This window comes from Psychrobacter sp. CX97 (assembly GCF_057396285.1).
In genome coordinates this window covers 156,982-177,630 of the sequence record NZ_JBXYJE010000002.1, presented here as the reverse complement: position 1 = coordinate 177,630, position 20,649 = coordinate 156,982, and the positions used below count along the sequence as shown (strand labels likewise).

The 20,649-nt window shown below is 39.5% G+C and carries 15 protein-coding genes; 13 read left to right on the top strand and 2 right to left on the bottom strand.

Annotation, left to right across the window (positions count from 1 at the left end; all coding sequences use genetic code 11):
- Positions 1 to 309: 309 nt before the first annotated feature.
- Together AC2SLL_RS02160 and AC2SLL_RS02155 are read left to right on the top strand one after the other, a co-directional pair.
- On the top strand, positions 310 to 1,110 hold the full coding sequence (locus AC2SLL_RS02160; protein WP_486530034.1) for a UTRA domain-containing protein: 801 nt from the start codon (positions 310 to 312) through the stop codon (positions 1,108 to 1,110).
- A gap of 423 nt (positions 1,111 to 1,533) precedes the next feature.
- Positions 1,534 to 1,836 (top strand): ArsR/SmtB family transcription factor, encoded by a 303-nt coding sequence (locus AC2SLL_RS02155; protein ID WP_486530176.1) that lies wholly within the window; start codon positions 1,534 to 1,536, stop codon positions 1,834 to 1,836.
- 664 nt (positions 1,837 to 2,500) lie between these two features.
- Here the strand turns inward: AC2SLL_RS02155 and AC2SLL_RS02150 are convergent.
- Both AC2SLL_RS02150 and AC2SLL_RS02145 read right to left on the bottom strand, forming a co-directional pair.
- Positions 2,501 to 3,289, bottom strand: coding sequence for an MBL fold metallo-hydrolase (locus AC2SLL_RS02150; protein ID WP_486530033.1), 789 nt, complete (start codon positions 3,287 to 3,289; stop codon positions 2,501 to 2,503).
- A 27-nt stretch (positions 3,290 to 3,316) separates the two neighbouring features.
- On the bottom strand, positions 3,317 to 3,811 hold the full coding sequence (locus AC2SLL_RS02145) for an arsenate reductase ArsC (protein WP_486530032.1): 495 nt from the start codon (positions 3,809 to 3,811) through the stop codon (positions 3,317 to 3,319).
- Between the two features lie 142 nt (positions 3,812 to 3,953).
- Here AC2SLL_RS02145 and ppnP point away from each other — a divergent pair, with 142 nt between their 5' ends.
- From ppnP to AC2SLL_RS02090, 11 genes are all read left to right on the top strand, one after another.
- Complete coding sequence (ppnP, locus tag AC2SLL_RS02140) at positions 3,954 to 4,238, top strand: pyrimidine/purine nucleoside phosphorylase (RefSeq protein ID WP_486530031.1); 285 nt, start codon at positions 3,954 to 3,956, stop codon at positions 4,236 to 4,238.
- Between the two features lie 459 nt (positions 4,239 to 4,697).
- Entirely contained in the window at positions 4,698 to 6,377 is a 1,680-nt protein-coding gene (locus AC2SLL_RS02135) for an AMP-binding protein (RefSeq protein WP_486530030.1), read from the top strand.
- Between the two features lie 132 nt (positions 6,378 to 6,509).
- Positions 6,510 to 7,286 carry an SDR family NAD(P)-dependent oxidoreductase gene (locus tag AC2SLL_RS02130; RefSeq protein ID WP_486530029.1) on the top strand — a complete coding sequence of 259 codons (777 nt, stop codon included), beginning with the start codon at positions 6,510 to 6,512 and terminating at the stop codon, positions 7,284 to 7,286.
- Between the two features lie 456 nt (positions 7,287 to 7,742).
- On the top strand, positions 7,743 to 9,626 hold the full coding sequence (locus tag AC2SLL_RS02125) for a phospholipase D-like domain-containing protein (protein WP_486530028.1): 1,884 nt from the start codon (positions 7,743 to 7,745) through the stop codon (positions 9,624 to 9,626).
- 128 nt (positions 9,627 to 9,754) lie between these two features.
- On the top strand, positions 9,755 to 11,536 hold the full coding sequence (locus tag AC2SLL_RS02120) for a tetratricopeptide repeat protein (protein ID WP_486530027.1): 1,782 nt from the start codon (positions 9,755 to 9,757) through the stop codon (positions 11,534 to 11,536).
- A gap of 196 nt (positions 11,537 to 11,732) precedes the next feature.
- The gene (locus AC2SLL_RS02115) at positions 11,733 to 13,487 is read left to right on the top strand and encodes a 3-deoxy-D-manno-octulosonic acid transferase (RefSeq protein ID WP_486530026.1); all 1,755 of its coding nucleotides are present in this window, start codon (positions 11,733 to 11,735) and stop codon (positions 13,485 to 13,487) included.
- A complete protein-coding gene (locus AC2SLL_RS02110) occupies positions 13,487 to 14,239 on the top strand; it encodes a 16S rRNA (uracil(1498)-N(3))-methyltransferase (RefSeq protein WP_486530025.1) in 753 nt (250 codons plus the stop codon). The genes AC2SLL_RS02115 and AC2SLL_RS02110 overlap by 1 nt, the downstream gene beginning before the upstream one ends.
- Before the next feature lie 162 nt (positions 14,240 to 14,401).
- Complete coding sequence (locus AC2SLL_RS02105; protein WP_486530024.1) at positions 14,402 to 15,715, top strand: ABC transporter substrate-binding protein; 1,314 nt, start codon at positions 14,402 to 14,404, stop codon at positions 15,713 to 15,715.
- Between the two features lie 257 nt (positions 15,716 to 15,972).
- On the top strand, positions 15,973 to 17,136 hold the full coding sequence (locus tag AC2SLL_RS02100) for an extracellular solute-binding protein (protein WP_486530023.1): 1,164 nt from the start codon (positions 15,973 to 15,975) through the stop codon (positions 17,134 to 17,136).
- Positions 17,137 to 17,367: 231 nt separating this feature from the next.
- Positions 17,368 to 18,855, top strand: coding sequence for an ABC transporter permease (locus tag AC2SLL_RS02095; protein WP_486530022.1), 1,488 nt, complete (start codon positions 17,368 to 17,370; stop codon positions 18,853 to 18,855).
- Positions 18,856 to 19,129: 274 nt separating this feature from the next.
- The gene (locus AC2SLL_RS02090) at positions 19,130 to 20,344 is read left to right on the top strand and encodes an ABC transporter ATP-binding protein (RefSeq protein WP_486530021.1); all 1,215 of its coding nucleotides are present in this window, start codon (positions 19,130 to 19,132) and stop codon (positions 20,342 to 20,344) included.
- The last annotated feature ends 305 nt before the right edge of the window (positions 20,345 to 20,649 follow it).

Below are 20,649 nucleotides of genomic sequence, written 5' to 3'. Positions count from 1 at the left end.
TAGGCGGGGTGTGTTTAGAGAAAAAATAGTTAATATAAGTTGTATATACAAATTATCAAGAATAAAAAAATCATGCAAGCATTTTTCTCGTTTTTTTAATTACCCTTTATAATAAAATGCAAGAATATGCCGCATTGAAGATGGCAGTTTAATGACAGAGTTTCGATTAATACTATACAATAGTGCGATATAGGACATTTTGATTCTAAATTCATAAACCTTGTTTTAATCTGGGTAATAAATTAATTCATTAGTGGTAAAGCGTTTAATGTGCAACAGACCCTAACCACAAATAATAAGCTTTAACTCATGTCGACGAATAAAAAAATATCTAAGCGTAGTAAACCCGCTTATCAGCGTATTAAAGAGAGTATTTTAAAAAATATTCATTCCGGTAAATGGCAAGCTGGGGCGATGATACCCACTGAGAATGCTTTAGCACTTCAGTTTGGTGTGTCACGCATGACGGTAAACCGAGCCCTTAAAGAGCTGAGTGAAGATCAAGTATTGCAACGTCGGCAGGGCTCAGGGACTTTTGTTGCCCAACAGCAATATAATAATACGATAGTTGAGGTAAGGAATATTGCTGCTGATATAAAAGCAGATAAGAAACAGTACAAAGCAAAAGTTATCGTTCATCGAAGTTTATTACCTACTGATATATCGCCAAATGTGTTATCTCGATTTATCAAACCCATGCTTGATGATAATAATCAAAATAAAGTCGGGCGGCGAGCGCAGGCCTCTAAACTAAGTACTAAACATGAGTCTAAAAATATTGTTGAAGTAAAAATTATACATTTTGCCGATGGCGCTCCTATCCAGTTCGAAGAGCGATGGGTAGATGCTGATTTAGTACCAGAATTTATTCATCAAGACTTTACTGTCACAAATACTAGTGATTATCTTATTGCAAAAGCGCCCCTTGAAGGCGGCAGTTATAGTATTAGAGCGGTTGCAGCACCCAAAGAGGTTGCCGAGGCATTACAGATTAATGATGGGGAGTGTGCTTTATTGATTAGCCGCCAAACCTATTCTTCAGGAAAAGTGGTTACGTTCGTTAAAATGTGGCATGCAGGAAGCCGCTATCAGTTCTCAGGGACTCTATGAGGCAGGGCTTTAGGGTTTGGTTACTGACAATAAATTTTATTGATACGTCATTAATTTTTTACTGATTTAATTTTGGCTAACACTGTTAATCAAGCCAATCATTGAGAACATCGGATAAAGTACACATATATAAAAATACTATGTAAATAAATATAATAAAAATATTTATACTAATACTGTAAACTACTGAGTCGTGGTTAATACTGAATCATGGTTAAAGAGTACTAAGGATGGTTCAGACTAAATCTTAGCAAAGCCAAGCGTCAGATAAACGAAAAAGATAAAAGGTAAGTTGGAGAGTTATACATGATTAGGGATAGAGTTTTAGATGCGACAAATTGTGAAGATCTTAATAGTCTTATGAGTATACAAGACAATATTCAAGAGAATGTCCAAGACAAAGTCAGAGAGCATATTGAATTCATGGATATAGATACTATTAGGGCGTCCGCTAGTCAAGCATCCTTATTGCTTAAGTCATTGTCTCATGCAGATCGACTATTACTACTATGTCAGCTGGTACAAGGGGAAACCTGCGTTCAAGATATAGAAAAAATGACAGGCATCAAGCAGCCAAGCTTATCACAGCAGCTGGGTGTGTTGCGTGAAAATGGGCTGGTTTCTACGCGGCGTGAAGGCAGGCAAATTTATTATCGTATCGCCAGTGATGATGCGATGGCAGTAATGCAGGTTCTGTTTGAACGTTTTTGTGGTCAACACAATTAAATTTAGCCCCTGTAATTTCTTAGCTGATATTTGATGAGTTAAATTGATTCCAGACACTTAACTTGTTGGTTTTAGAACCTGTATTCACAGCCTAAAATTGGTTATTTTCGCCTAAAAAAAGCCACTACTGCGTTAAAAGTAGGATTAAATAGAATGACTATTCAACCCGAGTTTTTAACTTAATAGTGCCTCGTATTGACTCATTCTATTTTAAAACAGCCTAACTTTAGCTTATGAATATAGGTTCTTATCACGTTTTTCGACTGCTTATAGTGTTTCATTTTGAGCTTATAGCGCTTTCGTTACGTGACCTTGGCTCGTTAACGGGTCTGTCTATTAATAGACCTTTGAGCCAGCAGCAGGTTAAATACTTTTACCAACCCTGAGTCTCTATCTTATCTCCCAAATATCTAATGAAGATGACCCTGCACCAGCGGTGGTAAATGCCTTTTGAAGATAGCTGGATTCGGTTATATTCATCATCACTATGTTGGTAGGGTAAGTTATCGATGCTAATAAGTGACCCATACTAAGATAATGGACAGATAGCGTTAGAAACGTTGTTAAATAGCCATGAAATTATTTGACAGATGACACGCGAGGTAAGTGGTCGTATTTAACACTCAGTAGTATTTATGATCATGACCCTGTTAACGTTATTAAATTAAGTGGGCTCGCTATGGTCATCAACGCTTTGTTTTGTCTGAAACCACCAAAACAACTTGTGATTGATTGAACTTTTAAAAGTTTTGGGCACCTTAGGCGTCCGCTTTATCAGATCATCAAAAACCTCAGGCTCAATATAATGAGCCCCACCATGTGCCATCATGACTTGTTTAGGATTAATGGCTTTAACCTTAGCAAGCGAGGACTGATAAACGCGTGGAATATAAATGGGAATAGGCGTTACGTATTTGTGACGCAGCTTAATAATCAAATCTGCAGTATAAATTTGACCAGTATCAGGATGGTAGATAGATAAATCCCTATCGGTATGTCCTGGCGTTTCAAACACCTGCCAATCATCAAAGTACGGCAGAGTATCACCATCGATAACTGTCACATCAGGGGTTAGATAACGAGGATAACCCAGATATTTAATTTGTTTGTTTAAACGTGTGGCTACATAGTGAGCCATTAATATATCGACACCCTGCATGATGCGCCCATTCACTCCTCTATACCACTGGGTATTTTTTCTCGAAGACACTATCAGACATCCCGTGGCTTTTTTAAAAGCTATTGCACCGCCAGCATGATCAGGGTGCATATGGGTAACGACGACAACTTTAAGATCAGTTATTGGGCGCTTTAACGTCTGTTTTATATAACCAAGTACCATGGGTACATCTGATCGGCAGCAGCCATCAAGCAGTAGCAATTTATCATCGTAAACTGCCAGATATATGGTTTGAATATGCCCTTCAAGCTGTACGATATCTTGCAAAATCATAAACACTTATATCCATAGAGTGTGTATCTAGTTATGAGGATCATGAAAATGTGCAAGACGTTCAAGTTTCTCATCTGGTAACATCATAAACATTCTGATGCGCTGAGATATTTCCAGTTGCACACGCATCAGCGCTTCACGCTCAGTTTCTTCATTGATGCCTAGAGTACTTGGATCGTTAAAGTGCCAATGGGCGGTAATAGTATCACTACTAAATTCATCCCAAATATTTAACTTGGCTTCTTGTTCACTACTGGCACATAAGGTAAACACAAAGTCTAAACTTGGCGCATCATCCTCTAAAAACATCCTGTAATGCTTTGGTATTAAATAATCAGTGGCAAACCCTTCTTGTTGTAATAGCTTTATGGCAATAGGATTTGGTTCAGCAGCAGGGCTTATACCTGCACTATATGACTGAAAACGGCCTTTACCATAGTTATTTAGCATAGCTTCAGCCATCAAGCTACGGGCAGAGTTTTCTTGGCAAAGAAATAATACAGTATAAGTGGGCGCGTTCAATTTAGACTCCAAGTGAGGAATATAAGCTAAGGGAATTATCAATTAACTTATTATAAAGGCTATCTAGTATAATGGATTACTGAAGCGGTTAATATTGCAATTAACATGGCTCGACTATAATTTACTATCTTAAGGATTTTTCATGCCGACGATTAACCAATATTTTGATAATAAAGTGACCTCAATTGCCTTTCAAACTGCGACTTTGCCTGCTACTGTAGGGGTTATGGAGGTTGGAGAGTACGAGTTTAGTACTAGCAAATTTGAAACCATGACTGTTGTGAGCGGGGCGTTAATCGTAAAACTGCCAAATTCTGATGAATGGCGAACTTTTGATGAAAATCAGAGCTTTACCATTGAGGCTAATCAAAAATTTAAGGTTAAAGTCGAGGTTGAGACGGCTTATCTATGCACTTATGGTAAATAGCTTAACTGTGTCTGTCTTTAAATTTTTACTTCTATAAAGTGTCAGCAAACTCAAATTTTGCTGTTTACAATCATTTTAATTATTTTAGTGATACGTTATGTATTGAAATAAGTATAAAAATGCGGTATTAATATAGGGCTATGCTGTATAGCAAACATTTATAGACACTGCTGAGAACTAAATACTGCTGAGCGGCAAATGGCAAATGAGACATATAGCAAAGTACTACTTTGTTTGTCCGCAAGGTAGAGCGGTAACCGAGTGTAGGGTCAGGACTATTTTATAACGCTACTGCGTTGAGTAATGTCTATTTTGCGTGGCTAAACCAGACACTCTTTGGCTCAGGTTTATCAAAGCGCCGTCTAAAAAATAAGCACTGTCAGTGTCATATATGTTTTCTATACAGCCCTTAGACTCTCATAAATCTAATGATCCAAACAAGCTAAAGGAATAGCTAATATGACTAACCCTGTTTTATCCACTGAGCCAGTTCTGCCTTATGCTCAGTATTACAATGATTTTAATCAGCAGTCTTTATTAAAAGAGATATTTAATGACCATCTTGATGATATGAGCAATGCTTATGTTGCCTGTTGTGGTCGTCATGTACGTCATGGTCTTGGCGATAAAACTGCTTTAGTACATGAAGATACTAAGGGCGTTCAAACGCGGCTAACCTTCAAAGAGCTGGCAGAAAAAAGTGGTCAAGTTGCCAATCAGCTTAAGGCATATGGCGTTGGTCGTGGCGATAGAGTAGCGACAATGCTGCCACGCACCCCTGAGTTGTTAATTGTCGTGCTTGCTACATGGCGTATTGGCGCGATTTATCAGCCTTTATTTACCGCATTTGGTGTGGAGTCCATTGAATATCGTTTAGAGAAAGCCCATACCAAAGTTGTGTTCACTAACCCAGATAATCGTCATAAATTTGAAGAAATTGCCAATTTACCAAAAATGGTATTGGTTACCAAAGAGAGTGATGCTGTCACAGAATCTGATACAGAACATCGTTATAATGACGATGACTTTAATGCTGCATTTAGTCAGCCGACTGACTTTGACCCTGTTAAATTAACCCCGGATGACGCCTTTTTGCAAATGTTCACATCTGGGACAGTAGGTAAGTCCAAAGGGGTTAGCGTCCCCTTATCTGCATTGCCTGCTTTCTATTTATATATGCGTTATGCCATTGATTTACGTGATTCTGATAACTATTGGAACATGGCAGATCCTGGCTGGGCTTATGGGCTATATTATGGAGTGACTGGCCCGTTGTTGATGGGTATGACAACTTATTTTAATGAGGCAGGTTTCGATGCCCAAAATACGCTAGATTTTATGCTGCGTCATAACATTACTAACCTAGCGTCATCGCCAACAGCGTTTAGAATGATGAAGTCCAGTGGTGTGTTTGAAGGCGTGGCGGAAAAGTTGTCCTTACGAGTGGCTAACTCTGCTGGGGAAACTTTGAATACAGAGGTCGTTGGCTGGGTCACAGATCATCTGGGTTGTAAAGTTTGTGATCAATATGGACAAACCGAAACAGGCATGACGTGCTGTGCGCATCATGCGTTAAAACACGAAGTGCCGACAGGGTCTATGGGTAAACCTTTACCGGGTCACACTTTAGTTGTACTTAATGATGATATGAAAGAAGTCGATGATGGTATTCAAGGTCAACTTGCCATTGTGGTCAGTCAATCACCCGCTTTTTATTTTAAAGGCTATAGCTGGAATGAAAAAAATGCCTTCCATGAGGATTACTATTTAACGGGCGATATCGTAGAGAGACACGAGGATGGTACATTCTGGTTCTCAGGACGTGATGATGATATTATTATTACTGCAGGTTATCGTGTTGGACCAACCGATGTTGAAAATTGCGTTATGGAACATGAGGCAGTTGCAGAATCCGCAGCTATTGGCATACCGGATGAAGAACGTGGCAATATTATCAAGTCATTTGTCGTGCTAAAAGCAGGGTATGACGGTACGGATGAACTTGCGAAAGAAATAAAAACGCTGGTTCATCAACGCCTGTCAGCACATGCATTTCCACGCCAAATTGAGTTTGTTGAGTCCCTACCCAAAACCCCAAGTGGTAAAACCCAACGCTTTTTGTTACGTCGACATCATTAGTACTTTGATAAGATAGCGCTAATAAACGGTGATAATCATACTTTAGCTACTTTTTTGTTAAATTAATGAATATAACTTATAGACTGATATCTAACCAGACCAATCAAAAACTTTAAAATATAAGGACTTACCATGCAAATCAAATCAAAAACTTTTTTAGTAACGGGTGGCGCATCAGGCTTGGGTGAAGCAACGACACGCCATTTAGTGGAAAATGGTGCCAATGTTATTATTGCGGATTTAAATAATGAGGCAGGAGAGGCACTGGTTGAAGAGTTAGGCAGTAGCGCCCGATTTGTACGTTGTGATGTGACCAGTGGTGATGACGTTCAGTCAGCCGTAGCGTTAGCAGAGACTGAGTTTGAAAGTCTGGATGGTTGTGTTAACTGTGCAGGTATTGCTTTGGTACAGAAGCTATTAGACCGTGATAACAATCCTGCGGATCTTGATGACTTTAATAAAGGTATTCAAGTTAACTTGGTTGGCAGTTTTAATGTGGCACGTTTGGTTGCCGCTAGTATTGCAAAGCGTGTTGCTGCGGCTGGCGGCCCAAACAATGAAGATCAAGGTATTATCATTAATACAGCTTCAATTGCTGCCTATGATGGTCAGGTTGGGCAAGGCAGCTATGCGTCCTCTAAAGCAGGCGTGGTTGGGTTAACGCTACCACTTGCCAGAGAGTTAACCCGTCATGGTATTCGGGTTATGACCATTGCCCCAGGGGTGTTTGGTACGCCAATGATGAAAAGTATTCCTGAAAAAGCGCGTGTCGAGCTTGAGGCCAGCGTACCGTATCCCAAACGTTTGGGTCAACCTAAAGAGTACGCTAAGCTAGTTGGTCATATTATTGAGAATGCCTATCTAAATGGTGAAGTTATTCGCATCGATGGTGCCATCAGAATGATTTAAAGATTGAGTATTTTGCTTAAATATTTATCATAAAAACTAATTTTAAAAGCGTTGTACTTAATGTGTATAACGCTTTTTTATTGAAGCCAAAATTATTTGAGTTCAGTGCTTTAGTCAAAGAATTTTAACATCGATACAAGGCAATCAACGGATAGTACGATAGGCTAAGCGAGGTTAAGGCCGTAGTGATTGATAAGTTTGCCGATTCGATAATCCTTTCAATTACTTACTCTAACATCATGATATATTGCAAAGTCTATGTGATCCATAAGTGGTAAGTTACTGTAAATAAGGACATATTCTAATATATTTTTAATTTCTTTCTAATATTTTTCTAATATCTTCGATGCAAGTTCTTAGGATATCCATCCTATTAATACATTTATACAGTCAGTAATAGTATTTTGGCTGACAAACAAGTAACCTAGCATTGAATGTCACGATTTGAATGAGCATATGTTATTTACTCTAAACAATCCTCCATATCTATCTGTAAGCTTGTTAAATGATATAGACGTCATCCACTATGCAGAGAGTGCTGGGCACTGGATACAGGACATCTCATTGCAAGACTGGGCATGGGTAGGCGTATTGATTCACTTTACCCTGACCCTCTTTATTATCGTGCGTATTATAAGTACGCAGCGCAATACAGGTGTGGCTATTGCGTGGATTGTATTACTGTTTGTTATCCCAGTTGCCAGTATCATTGCCTATTTGTTGGTGGGCGAGCCCTACCTAGGTAGAAGTTATAAAGCACGTAATATACAAGCACAACATCTGCTCAGTAAAATGAACAATCAAGATGAGTCGCAAGCCAATAAAATTAGTGAAATGCTACCAGAAAGATATCAAGGTGTTAGCCGGATTGGTACTCTAGATACGGGCTTCAAAGTATATAATAACCATACAATGCAGCTGTTAACCTCTGCTGAATGTACCTTTGATTATTTAATTCAAGATATTAATAATGCGCAGTCATTAATCTTGATGGAGTTTTATATCATCTTTCCTAAAGGGAGAGTTCAAGACGTCTTTACGGCTTTATTAAATGCCGCTAATCGTGGTGTTGAATGTCAAATATTAGCGGATAGCGTGGGTAGCTTCAGTTTTTTTACAGATGATTGGTTTGAAGTGCTAACCGAAGCAGGTGTGGTTATTCATCAATCGCTACCTGTAGGGCTTTTTAAAACTTTATTTAAACGTAGTGATTTACGTAATCATCGAAAAATCGTGGTTATTGATGAATATATTGGTTATACCGGAAGTTTTAATTTAGTGGATTCGCAATTTTTTAAGCAGGATCAAGGTGTAGGGCAATGGATTGATCTTGTTATGCGTATAAAAACCGATCAACCTTTTAGCGTGGTAAGTGCGTTAACGGCAGTTTGTGTGACCGATATCAGTGCTGAAAGCAGCAGTAATCTCATTGTACTGGGCCAACGTATTGATGAGCGCATTAATAATTACACTCGTAAGTTATTGTTCCGTTCAAAACCGACCATTAACGATCTAAACGATAGAGCACCTGTTGCTTTGAAGCAAAAAATATCGAATGTTTATATTAGCGATGAATATGGTCGAAAGTTACGCCAGCATGAGTCTTTAGGAAGCTCTGAGCATAGCAATACGCTTATGGGTGAGGTAAGTCAAGACGCGTTTAAATCGGCACTCAAGACAAGTATAAAAAGTACCCAATCTATAGGTCATCCTATTACTAATCCAGATAATCACATACGTTGTGCATCGGCAATACATACTTTTGAGATAGATAACTTGCCAAAAGTGAATGACGTTATCGCACAGTTGATTCCGTCAGCACCGCGCCTAACTGGACACGTTATATATAATACCTTGCTCACGGTATTGCACCGTGCTAATTGGCGAATTCAAATTACCACACCTTATTTTGTTCCTGATGAGGCTTTACTATCTGCCTTGACTACAGCAGCTAAGCGAGGGGTTGAAGTCACACTTATTATCCCTAAAAAAGTGGACTCTTTTCTCGTGCAGCATGCCTCACAGGCCTCTTATTCGATATTGATGGAATCTGGGGTCAAAATCGGGCTATTTACCGGTGGTTTGTTGCATGCTAAAACGGTCGTAATAGATGAAGACTATTGTTTATTTGGCACCGTCAATATGGATATGCGCAGTTTTTATCTTAATATGGAAATTAGTTTGGCGATTTACACCCCTGAGGTAGTGGCGCAAGTTTTGGCTTGTCATGATGCCTATATCGCTGAATGTGAATGGATTGATGCTGAAGAATGGAGTAAGCGTTCAGGATATTTAAAACTTTTTGATAATAGTATTCGACTCTTTAGTCCATTATTATAACTATGCCATTGGGCTATATCGTACGCGCATTATATTGTTTATAGAAGGTTATTATTTATAGATGGTTATTATTTATAGACGATTATTATTTATAGTAATTACCAATACCAGATGTTCAAGAGTTGATTATGCATAACAAATTTATCGATGGCTCAAAGACAGGCGTTTCAAACTCATTCGACAATGAGTTTGGTGAAGGCGTCTTAGTGCAAGGTCAATCAATGCAAAGAGAGTCAGGTCAAAGAGAGTCAGGTCAAAGCTTGCAAAAAAGTCCACTGGATTATATCGCTGACGCTTATTGGCAAGATTTCATCAATGAGCATCCGATAGATAGTGGCGTGGCATTTGAATATGAATTGAGGTCATGTAACCTTGATGGCAGTATGGACAGTCTAAAGCGTATTGATGCTTTACTAGAGGAGATTCAGCTTCATAATAAAAAACGTCCTGACTTTTTTATGCAAGAGTCACGCAGTCACAACTTGGTTCTATTTATTGGTTTTTACATGGGTAGAATACTCACAGAAGCTTGGCAGACAACGGGCAGGTGGGTAGGTCAAGCAGAGTTGCTGAGTCGATATCCATCACTTAATATCCATCCCAATAATCCATTTCATTTCATGGCACTCAGTTATAGCACTGACACAAATCTTGAACAGCTGTTTTTTGTATTGGAACCTATAGCGGTTAAACTGTTTGGTAAAAAATTAAAAATGCCCCCTGTGCTAGGCCAATCCATTGCATTAAGTCTTTATGAGGCGGTAAATACACGGCTGCCAGCTTCACTTAGAGAAATCAGTAAAGAGAAAAATAATAATAACATTTCTGCTGAAGTATTAACGACAACAGAGCATGGCATCATTTCTGAGTCAGCAATGCAAACTTCAACTCAACAAGACAATTTTGTAAACCTTCAAGTAAACGAATCGTTGACCAATGACACTATTAATCAGACTACTAATCACAAGACTAATATCAAGACTAATCAGACTACTAATCACACGACGCATCAGTCTGTCACCCAATCATCACAACTAACTATAAACAACAGTTTAGAAGGCAGTATACAAAGCCAGCATATAAGGGGTCAGCATCCCAAATTTGTAACTGGCAAGCCACATTATTCTAATGAGCAAACGCTCAAGTCTGAAGGGCATAATGCACAGCTACCTAGCGAGACTTTAACGTTAAAACAAGACGGTGCTGTTGCTGCTGATCAAACAGAGGCAGCTTATGAGGCTTTAGGTAGCGATAGCTTGAATAAAATTGCTGAGAAACGCCATACTGCTGATTTGCGACCGTCAACTGCCACACGCTCCATACCTCCTGCACATGCTACGCAAGATGATTTCAAAGCCCTAAAATACGAGCTTGAGGTAATCGAAGCCTCACAAAATAATGTCGAGGCAAAATACACGGTCATGTACTGCGAGGCGATAAGGGCTTTAGCTGCGATTAAGACTCAAGATAATACAAGCAAAACAAACGTTATGCCGACGCTGCTAGATGCAGTTGCGGCATTACAAAGTGCGGCTAATGCTGGGCATACCAGTGCTATGCTTAGTTTGGCTATCCAGTATTTTCAAGGCGAGGGGGTAGATAAAGATGAGCAAAAAGGATTTGAATTGGTACAACGGGCAGCAAATGCTGGAGACATACGTGCTCAGAGACAGTTAAGCCGTCTTTATTATCAAGGTTTAGGTTGTATGCAAAATATTGCAATGGGCAAGCAGTGGTTAGAGCTGGCGGCAGAAAATGGACATCCTGAGGCTACTAAGCTGTTGGAAGATTTACAGACAACACAACTGTTGATTGCAGAGAAAAACAATACCGAAAAAATGGATAAACGTTATCTTATAATGGTTGTGGGTTCGGTTATAGTTTGTTTGGTTATTGCTTTGCTGCTGTAGGTTTGGCTATCAGCAGACGCTATACATAACCCGATAAGCTGTCTGTTTATTTAAACTTAATTTAAGCAGTTTGTTGATTTATAACCAATGAAAGTACGAATAGCTTGCTACTTTAAATAGGGTTAATAGGTTAAAATAGCCAATCACAATTTTCTTTTAACGTTTCATTCTCTACAGCTATCTATTTGGGTCATATATGCCTGACCAACCTAATAATAACCGATTAAAACCTACTGAAGCCCCAGTGACAGGAGCACTAACAGACGTACTTGATGTGAATCAGGTGTTTGAATTAGGGTTTGAGCACGTTAAGCCTGTGCCTTGGTATTATAAGGTGCTGATTAAACTGCTAAAGCCTGTTTATCATGTTGCTTTATGGCGTCGTTATAAAAACGCAGCTAAGCAAGGTTTACCTATGGCAAACTATTCCGAAGAGATAGATGCTCGCTTTGGTCATGGTTATCCAAATCCTCCAAAAAACTTGCCCTACAATCCGGTCACACCGTCTACATATGACACGAGCACTAGGCTTGAGACGACGCTTGACACAAGCCCTTATGGTATTCAAATAGGTAATATGCGATCTGAGAAAACGAGTTTGGAGGATGCAATCTATGCAAATGCCCCTTGCATTTGGTGTCATGCGGTATCACTTGGCGAAACAAATACCATTGCACCCATGCTTAAAGTATTTTTACAAAAAGGGGCGGCTGTTTGGTTAACCAATACTACCCAAACAGGCTTTAAACGTGCTCAAACGTTATTTTCTGAGGCTATAGCATCGAAACAGTTGGTACATACTTTTGTACCAGTTGATGACGTCACTGTGGTTAACAAGTTTTTGAAAGTTGCTCAGCCCGATCTAGCGATGTTTGTGGAAACAGAGCTGTGGGCGACGACTTTAGAGTTATTAACTCGATTGTCTATTCCTTCTGTATTAGTGAATGGTAGATTATCGCAGAAGTCATTTGAACGTTATCAGCAGTTTGCGGCAGTGAGTCATAGTATGATGCAAAATCTTAGCATGATTATTGCACAAGACATGTTGTCTGCTAAGCGCTTTATAGAACTGGGTGCTGACGCTAAAAAAGTTAAAATTGCCGATTCGTTAAAATGGTCAACAGGGGCTCCTATACCACATGAACTACTTGGACAAACTCAACCGTCTGAAAATGACAATCTGACAGATATGGACTCGTCATTGGCTGAATTTGTTGATAATAAGCACATATTTTCCAGACCTATATGGGTAGCTGGGAGTACACATGAGGGCGAAGAAGATAGAGTGATCAAAGCGCATCAACAGTTATTACAACAAGGTAAACTAAACAATGCGTTATTAATCATAGTGCCTCGTCATCCAGAACGCTTTGACGCTGTGGCAGAGCTAATTAAAAGCTCAGGTTTGACCTATCATAGACGCAGCTATCATGAGCTGATCAGCGATGAAACCCAAGTATATTTAGCGGACACAATGGGGGAGCTTAAGTCATGCTATGCATTATCTGATGTGACTTTTATTGGGGGTTCTTTGGTCAATATAGGGGGGCATAACCCTGTTGAAGCAGCAAGCTTAGCCAAACCAATTATTATGGGTAAATACACCCAGTCTTGTGATGAGGTTGTAGAGGCGTTAAGTGATGTCGGCGCCTTAAGAGTGGTTGAATCAGGAAACAATGTTGATACGGTCGTTTCTGAATTAGCCGCATTGGTAAGTGATTGGCTGTTAAATCCCAAAAAAGCTTATAAAGCAGGCGAAAAAGGCCAAGCGTTGGTGTTTCATAAAAGTACAGCAATGCAAAAGCAACTCCAGCTCGTTGAAACTGTACTTTTAGCCAAATTTTCAAAGTCATCAAACTCGTCTAGCTTATTAGACTCATCAAACCGATCAAGTGCATCGAGCCCTACCGAGGTATTTAACAATAAACATAATCAGGCAGAAAAAAGTTAATGAACTGTATTCTACTGCCTTCACTAGCCACTCATTGTACTGAGTATATTTTAGACAATCAAAATCAAATTGAGCACATAACACAGGTTTTGAATCTAACCATTGGCGACACGTTAAAAGTCGGGATTATGTCAGGTAATATCGGCACAGCACGTATTGCTAATATGACTACCAATGTTTCTTCATGCCCGCAAAAGCATAAAAATAAAATAGATCAGATTGCATTGGTTGATATTCAGTGTGATAGGGCGCCACCGGCAAAGCTTGATTTGACAATTGTGCTTGCACTGCCCAGACCAAAAGTACTGCGCCGTCTTATTATGGACATGACAGCTGTTGGTGTGGCTCATATTATACTGGTCAACAGCTATCGGACTGACAAAAGCTACTGGCAAAGCCCGTTACTTGCCCGGCTTGATGAGTTTGTAGTTGAAGGGCTGCAACAAGGGGTGGATACTATCCCTCCCAAACTCTCTCTACGAAAGCGATTTAGGCCATTTGTGGAAGATGAATTGAGAATGTTAGCTCAGCACAAACGAGCGGTTGTTGCACACCCCTATGCGCAAAATACTCTTAATGCTTATCAGACCGAAAATGGCTTACCACAAATACTTTGTATTGGTGCTGAGGGAGGGTGGATAAACTTTGAGGTTGATTTACTTTGCAGAAATAGTTGCGAGGCCGTTAATATGGGCAATCGTATCTTGCGCACCGAAGCAGTAGTTAATGCCTTATGTGGCCGTTATTTGTAACCGTTTCATTTACTGGTATACAGGCGCAAAATATACAGGTGCAAGCAACGGTATAAATATACTGACAGCGATAGAAATATATAAACAACTCAATGGATGATTTATAGTGTCTCTTAATCCAGTTTTCTTTACGTATAAAACTCATTATCTCTAGGTTTTCTCATGGGTCACTCTCTTAATACTTTCATAAAGCCAATCGCCTATGCCACTATCATCAGTTTTCTTGTAGTGGGATGTGATAGCGTAGAGCGCCGCTCCCATGAAGACGTGGTGGATACTGCTGATTTGGTAAGCCATAAGGTGCAACCTGATGTAAAAATTGGTACTGATATGGATGTAACATTATTAAGCCCTGTTAGTAAGGCCTACACGGAGCTTACCGGTGTTAATATAGAGTGGGTACCGATTAATGCATCAGATATTACTCAAACTTACCTCTTTCAAACTGACGTCTCAGGCAGGCAACCCCCTAATAACTCTAACAGGCCAGATGCTCCTGGAATAGGGGATACCGAGAGTCGTTTACCTGAAAATACGGATAATAGCCCCTTAAATAACGATAGCGCTACCCCTATTAAAGACAATATTAACGCCAGTACTAAAAGCCCAACCAAAGTTAATACAAAGGACAGCACCAACAATAATCTTGATAACCGACCTGCCGATTTGCCTAAAGATATCGATATGCTGCTGATGCACAGTGCTTATAGCATGGGTGCGGCGAGTAAATTGAAGCGACTACAGCCTATTGGTTCGGAGGTCTTAATTCAGTCTGTTCCAAGTCAATATCAGGATCCAAATGGACAGTGGTTTGGGTTAACTAAGTATGCACGCACTTTGGTGTTTAATAAAAATAAGGTTAATGAACCTGAACTTCATAACTATGCAGGACTTAGTGCATCTAAATGGGCAGGTAGATTGTGTATGACCGCCCTAGAAAATCCAGAGAATCAGGCTATTGCAAAAATGATGATGTTATTTAGAGGCAGGGAGAATGCCGAAAAATTTGTTACTGCATGGCAGTTGAACATGGGTAAACCAATAGCGAATGATGAACAGATTATCCGTGAAATCGAGCAGGGGAGATGCGATGTGGGTGTCATTGATAGTGATGTATTTTGGCGGCATGCAAAAACAAATCCATCTACACCGATAAGATTGATGTGGACGAATCAAATTAATCGTGGTGCGATGACAAATACAATAACGGTAGGCTTAACAAAAGAAGGGAATGATGTAGGCTTGGCACTTAAGTTTATCGAGTGGTTAATGAGTGATAAAGGTCAAGCACTTCTTGCATTTCACACCAGTACATTCCCAGTAGTTGCTATAAAAGATGCCACAGTCAATATGGATGCGATACGTCCCGATTGGACTGAGTTTGATGAAGATGCTCGAAGCCTTGCAGATATTATGGCAGATAATAATATTGTGCTACCTCAAGCTGAAATAGATTTAGAGGGATTAATGGACTAGATAGGAAATTTTTTTTAAAGAAACATAAATTGAGCTGAACCAGTGACTTAATTGAATCATATTTAGCCTGTATCACATATCATTTATTATCAATAACGCTTGGGTATTTTACTGACTCATATAAGGGAGGTACTAAGTTTGTTATCAATTGTTATTGATAATTATTACTATTTGTATTAATATCCTTCTATCATATCAATATTAGTATTTAAACCATCTAATTTTATTAATTAAGTCGACAGTTTTAAGAGGAATTTATGGGTATTTTGCAACGTTCAGTAAGCCGATCAACACACATTATGAGTGCACGCACCTTATTAAGTGTTGGTATTTTAAGTGGCTTTACCGTTTTAAGTGGTTGTAGCAAAACAGAAGACCCAGTGGAACATTCAGAGATTACCACTGAAGAACAAAGCGCCCATGAAGCTGAAGTGCATTCACCCGATCATGATACTACTGCCTCACCTGCCTCAACTGACGTAGTAACAATCTATTCTTCTCGTAATGAGCAGTTAATACAGCCGTTACTGGATAAGTTTACCGCAGAAACCGGCACACCAGTTGAATTAGTTACAGATAAAACTGGCCCATTAATGGCACGTTTAGAAGCAGAAAGTAAAAATACACCTGCTGATATACTGTTAACTGTTGATGCAGGTAACTTATGGCAAGCTGGCGAACAAGGTTTGCTTCAGCCACTAAAGTCAGAATTAGTCAATAAAAACGTACCTAATAAATACCGCTCATCTGATGATTTGTGGACGGGCTTATCGCTGCGTGCACGTACTATTTTTTATGACCCAGCTAAAGTAAATGAAAGTGATTTGTCAACTTATGCAGATTTGGCCGATCCAAAGTGGAAAGGTAAGCTTTGTCTTCGCACTTCTAAAAAAGTATATAATCAATCATTAGTTGCTAGTATGATTGAGCACTACGGCGCAGAGAAGACAGAAGAGATCGTTAAAGGTTGGGTTGCTAACCTAGCGGCACCTGTATTTAGTAATGATACAAAAATGTTAGAAGCTATTGCTTCTGGTCAGTGCGAAGTAGGGGTTGCAAACAGCTATTATTATGGGCGTATTTTGGAAGAAAACCCTGATTTCCCAGTTAAAATTTTCTGGGCCAATCAAGGTACAGGCAGTGAAGCAACGGGTACTCATGTAAACGTATCAGGTGCTGGTATTGTTAAAAACTCTGATAATGTCGAAGGGGCCCGTCAGTTAATCGAGTGGTTATCTTCGGATACTGCTCAGGGCGAATATGCAAGTAGTGATAAAGAATTCCCTGTAAAACAAGGTGTTGATAAGTCTGAAATGCTTAACTCATGGGGCGATTTTAAACAAGATGACATTAATGTGACTGTATTTGGTAAACGTCAATCCGAAGCGGTTCAATTAATGGATCGTGCTGGTTATGAGTAAATAATATATAAGTAAGTAATATTATTTATATAGTCACTTTGATTTAGATAAAACAAGCGGTTTACCGCTTGTTTTATCATTATGTATTATTTGATTACTCCCTAAACTGCAAGCGCATTTATGAGATTAAACGTATCTAATCGTGAATTAGTAGCGAAATCGGTCCTTGGACTGATTTCGCTTTTTATGTTGATACCAATTTTTATTGTAATGCGCTCATGGTTTGAGCCCATGGCAGATATATGGGATCACTTGTTAAGTTATGTATTACCACAGGTATTAAAGAACACCGCATTAATATTAGGCTTAGTTACTGTTATTGCAGGTAGCCTGGGGACTTATTTAGCATGGCTAACAAGCATGTACCGTTTCACGGGGCAAAAGTTTTTTGTGTGGGCGCTCATGCTGCCATTTGCTATCCCAGCTTATGTATTAGCATTTGTTAGCATGGGTATGTTTGATTACAGTGGCATTGTTCAGACGACCCTAAGAGATATGGGGGTTAGTGGGTCATTCACACACATTAGAAGTGTGTGGGGAGCAGGAGTTATTTTATCTCTGGTATTTTATCCTTATGTTTACTTACTGGCGCGGCAGGCATTCTTATCACAAGGTCAGAGAGCGTTAGAGGCAGGGCAAATGCTTGGACTATCGCGCCGCGGTGCTTTTTTTAAGGTAGCTTTGCCGCAAGCTATGCCATGGATAGTTGGTGGATTACTCTTAACTTGGATGGAAACCCTTGCAGACTTTGGGGCAGTGTCAGTTTTCAACTTGGATACCTTTACAACAGTAATTTACAAAGCTTGGTTTGGCTTCTTTAGCTTAACTACTGCCGCTCAACTTGCTGCTTTATTGATTACCACTGTTTTTATTGTTTTATTGTTAGAACGGTATTGGCAAAAAAGACGCAGCTATTTACCCAGTAATGGACAACGCCAACGTGAAACTTTGACAGGTTTTAGAAATATTTGGGCGTTGGTTTTCTGTGGCTGTGTATTTTTTGTAGCATTTGCTTTGCCCATGATTCAGCTCATAATATGGGTTATAAAAAACTACCATATTGATTTGAATGCACGATATTTTGGTTTCGTCGTTAATACGGTTTTGATTGCTATATCTACGGCCACTGTAATCGCTGTCTTAGCGTTATTGGTTGCATGGTTGCTTAGACAATTTCCCGGCCGTAGCAACCAACTCTTGGTGTCTTTGGCAAATCTAGGTTATGCCGTACCGGGTACAGTATTGGCAGTAGGTGTGTTTATCCCAATCGCTTGGTTAGATAATACGCTGATTGCTAATGGCGTGGTTAAATCGCAAGTGCTAAGTGGCAGTATCATTGTAATGCTATTGGCACTGGCAACACGTTTTATGGCTGTTGGCTTCCAGCCAATTGATCGTCAACTTAACCGTTTGACCCCTTCTCAGGAACAAGCCGCTCGTCTACTAACCCCAAACCGTTGGCAGCGCTGGCGACATGTTTACTTACCTGTTATTAGTCCAGGTGCCTTTACGGCTCTAATAATGGTATTTGTTGAAGTAACAAAAGAGATGCCCATTACTTTAATGACTAGGCGGCAAGGGTGGGATACTCTAGCTGTACGAATATTTGAAATGACCTCGGAAGGTATGTATGAAAGGGCAGCACTTCCCAGTTTAACCATTGTATTGGTGGGGTTGCTTCCGGTTATATTGCTTATTCGGCAATCTGATAAAATCTAATTTATTTAATGATTTACCGCTATCATGTTGCATAAGAGGATCATTAAATTAATTTTTCTACTCAAGTTTTTGTAAAATATGTCAGTATAGGGTATTTAACATTTCTTAAAACGCACTCTTTAAAACGCACTCTTTAATGCATTTAGTTATTTTAATGTACTTAGTTATTGGATGCATATAATCCTTAATACGATTGTCAATAGACTTTTAAAGTCAATGTTGCTGTCACAAAACGTTTCATAATAGCTAAAAAAAGATGAATGGTGAAATCTCTATGCAAGCAAGCTCAACTTTAAATAGTGATAACGCAAGTGGCATGGCGAACCCCCCGACTAGCCAGCCCTATTTTAGTTTAGAGGATATAAGCGTAAGCTTTGGCTCTACGGATGTTGTGAAATCGCTGTCTATGACATTGCAAAAGGGAGAGATTGGCTGCTTACTTGGGTTTAGTGGCTGCGGTAAAACCACAGCACTTAGGGCAATTGCTGGGCTTGAAACTCCTACACAAGGTGTTGTTGAGCTAAATAGTAAAACCTTGACAAAGGTTCAAAATAATAAAGTGCTTACGCAAATTGTGCCTGCTAAACGTGGGATGGGTATGGTATTTCAAGACTATGCACTATTTAGCCATCTAAACGTTAGTGAAAATATTGGGTTTGGATTGCATCGTTGGCGTAAGTCGGATCGGCAAGATCGAATCAGTGAAATGCTTGAACTAGTTGAATTGAAAGAACATGCCAATAAGCGTATTAATGAGCTATCAGGGGGGCAACAGCAGCGTATTGCATTGGCACGGGCGCTTGCCCCCAAGCCTGAGTTGTTACTCTTAGATGAGCCATTCTCAAACCTAGATATGATGTTGAGAGAATCTTTAGCGGCTAAGGTAAGAGAGATTTTAAAGCAAACCGATACCACTGCTATTTTGGTTACTCATGATCAGCAAGAGGCTTTTGCAATCGCCGATAAAGTCGGGGTAATGCATCAGGGAAAAATGGCGCAATGGGCAACACCAGATGAGTTATATCACGAGCCAAATAGCCCTTTTATTGCTGAGTTTGTAGGCGAAGGCGCGATGATTGATGGCATTATTGAACAAGGAGTAATCAAAACTGCACTTGGAGATATAAAGCGCTATCCTGAGCCTATTCATGCCAACCTTCAAGCGCAGGATTATGCTACCTATTTTCATCAAGGCGAGGTGTGCGAATACGATTATCCCAATGGCACTAGAATTAAAGTATTGATACGACCCGATGATATCGTGCATGATGATGATAGTGATAATAGAGCCATAGTGACAGGTCGTGTATTCCGAGGGGCCAACTTTCTGTATCGTTTACAGTTAGATAATGGTGAAGAGGTGCTCTCACTTGTTTCAAGCCATCATGACCATCCGGTTGGCTCCTCAATTGGTTTTCAGCCACTTTTAGCGCATGTGGTGTTATTTCAAGGCGATGGTGTGGATATAACAACTTGGAATCGTATTTAAATCAGTTAATGATAAAAGTAAGCCTGGGTGTCAATAAAACGGATACAAAAAGGGTTGCGTTGAGGGCTGAGCTAAATTTCTGGTTTTTTATAACCTGCATTCACAACCTATAGTTGCTTTTTGCGCCTAAAATAAGCTAACTACTTGGTTAGAGTTAAGATTAAATAGAATACTATTCAACCCGAACTTTTCACTTAATTTTGCCTTGTATTGACTCAATTTATTCTAAAAACCTCCTAACTTTAGCTTATGACTTTAGCTTATGACTACAGGTTCTTAGATGTTTATTTGCTATTAGATTAATT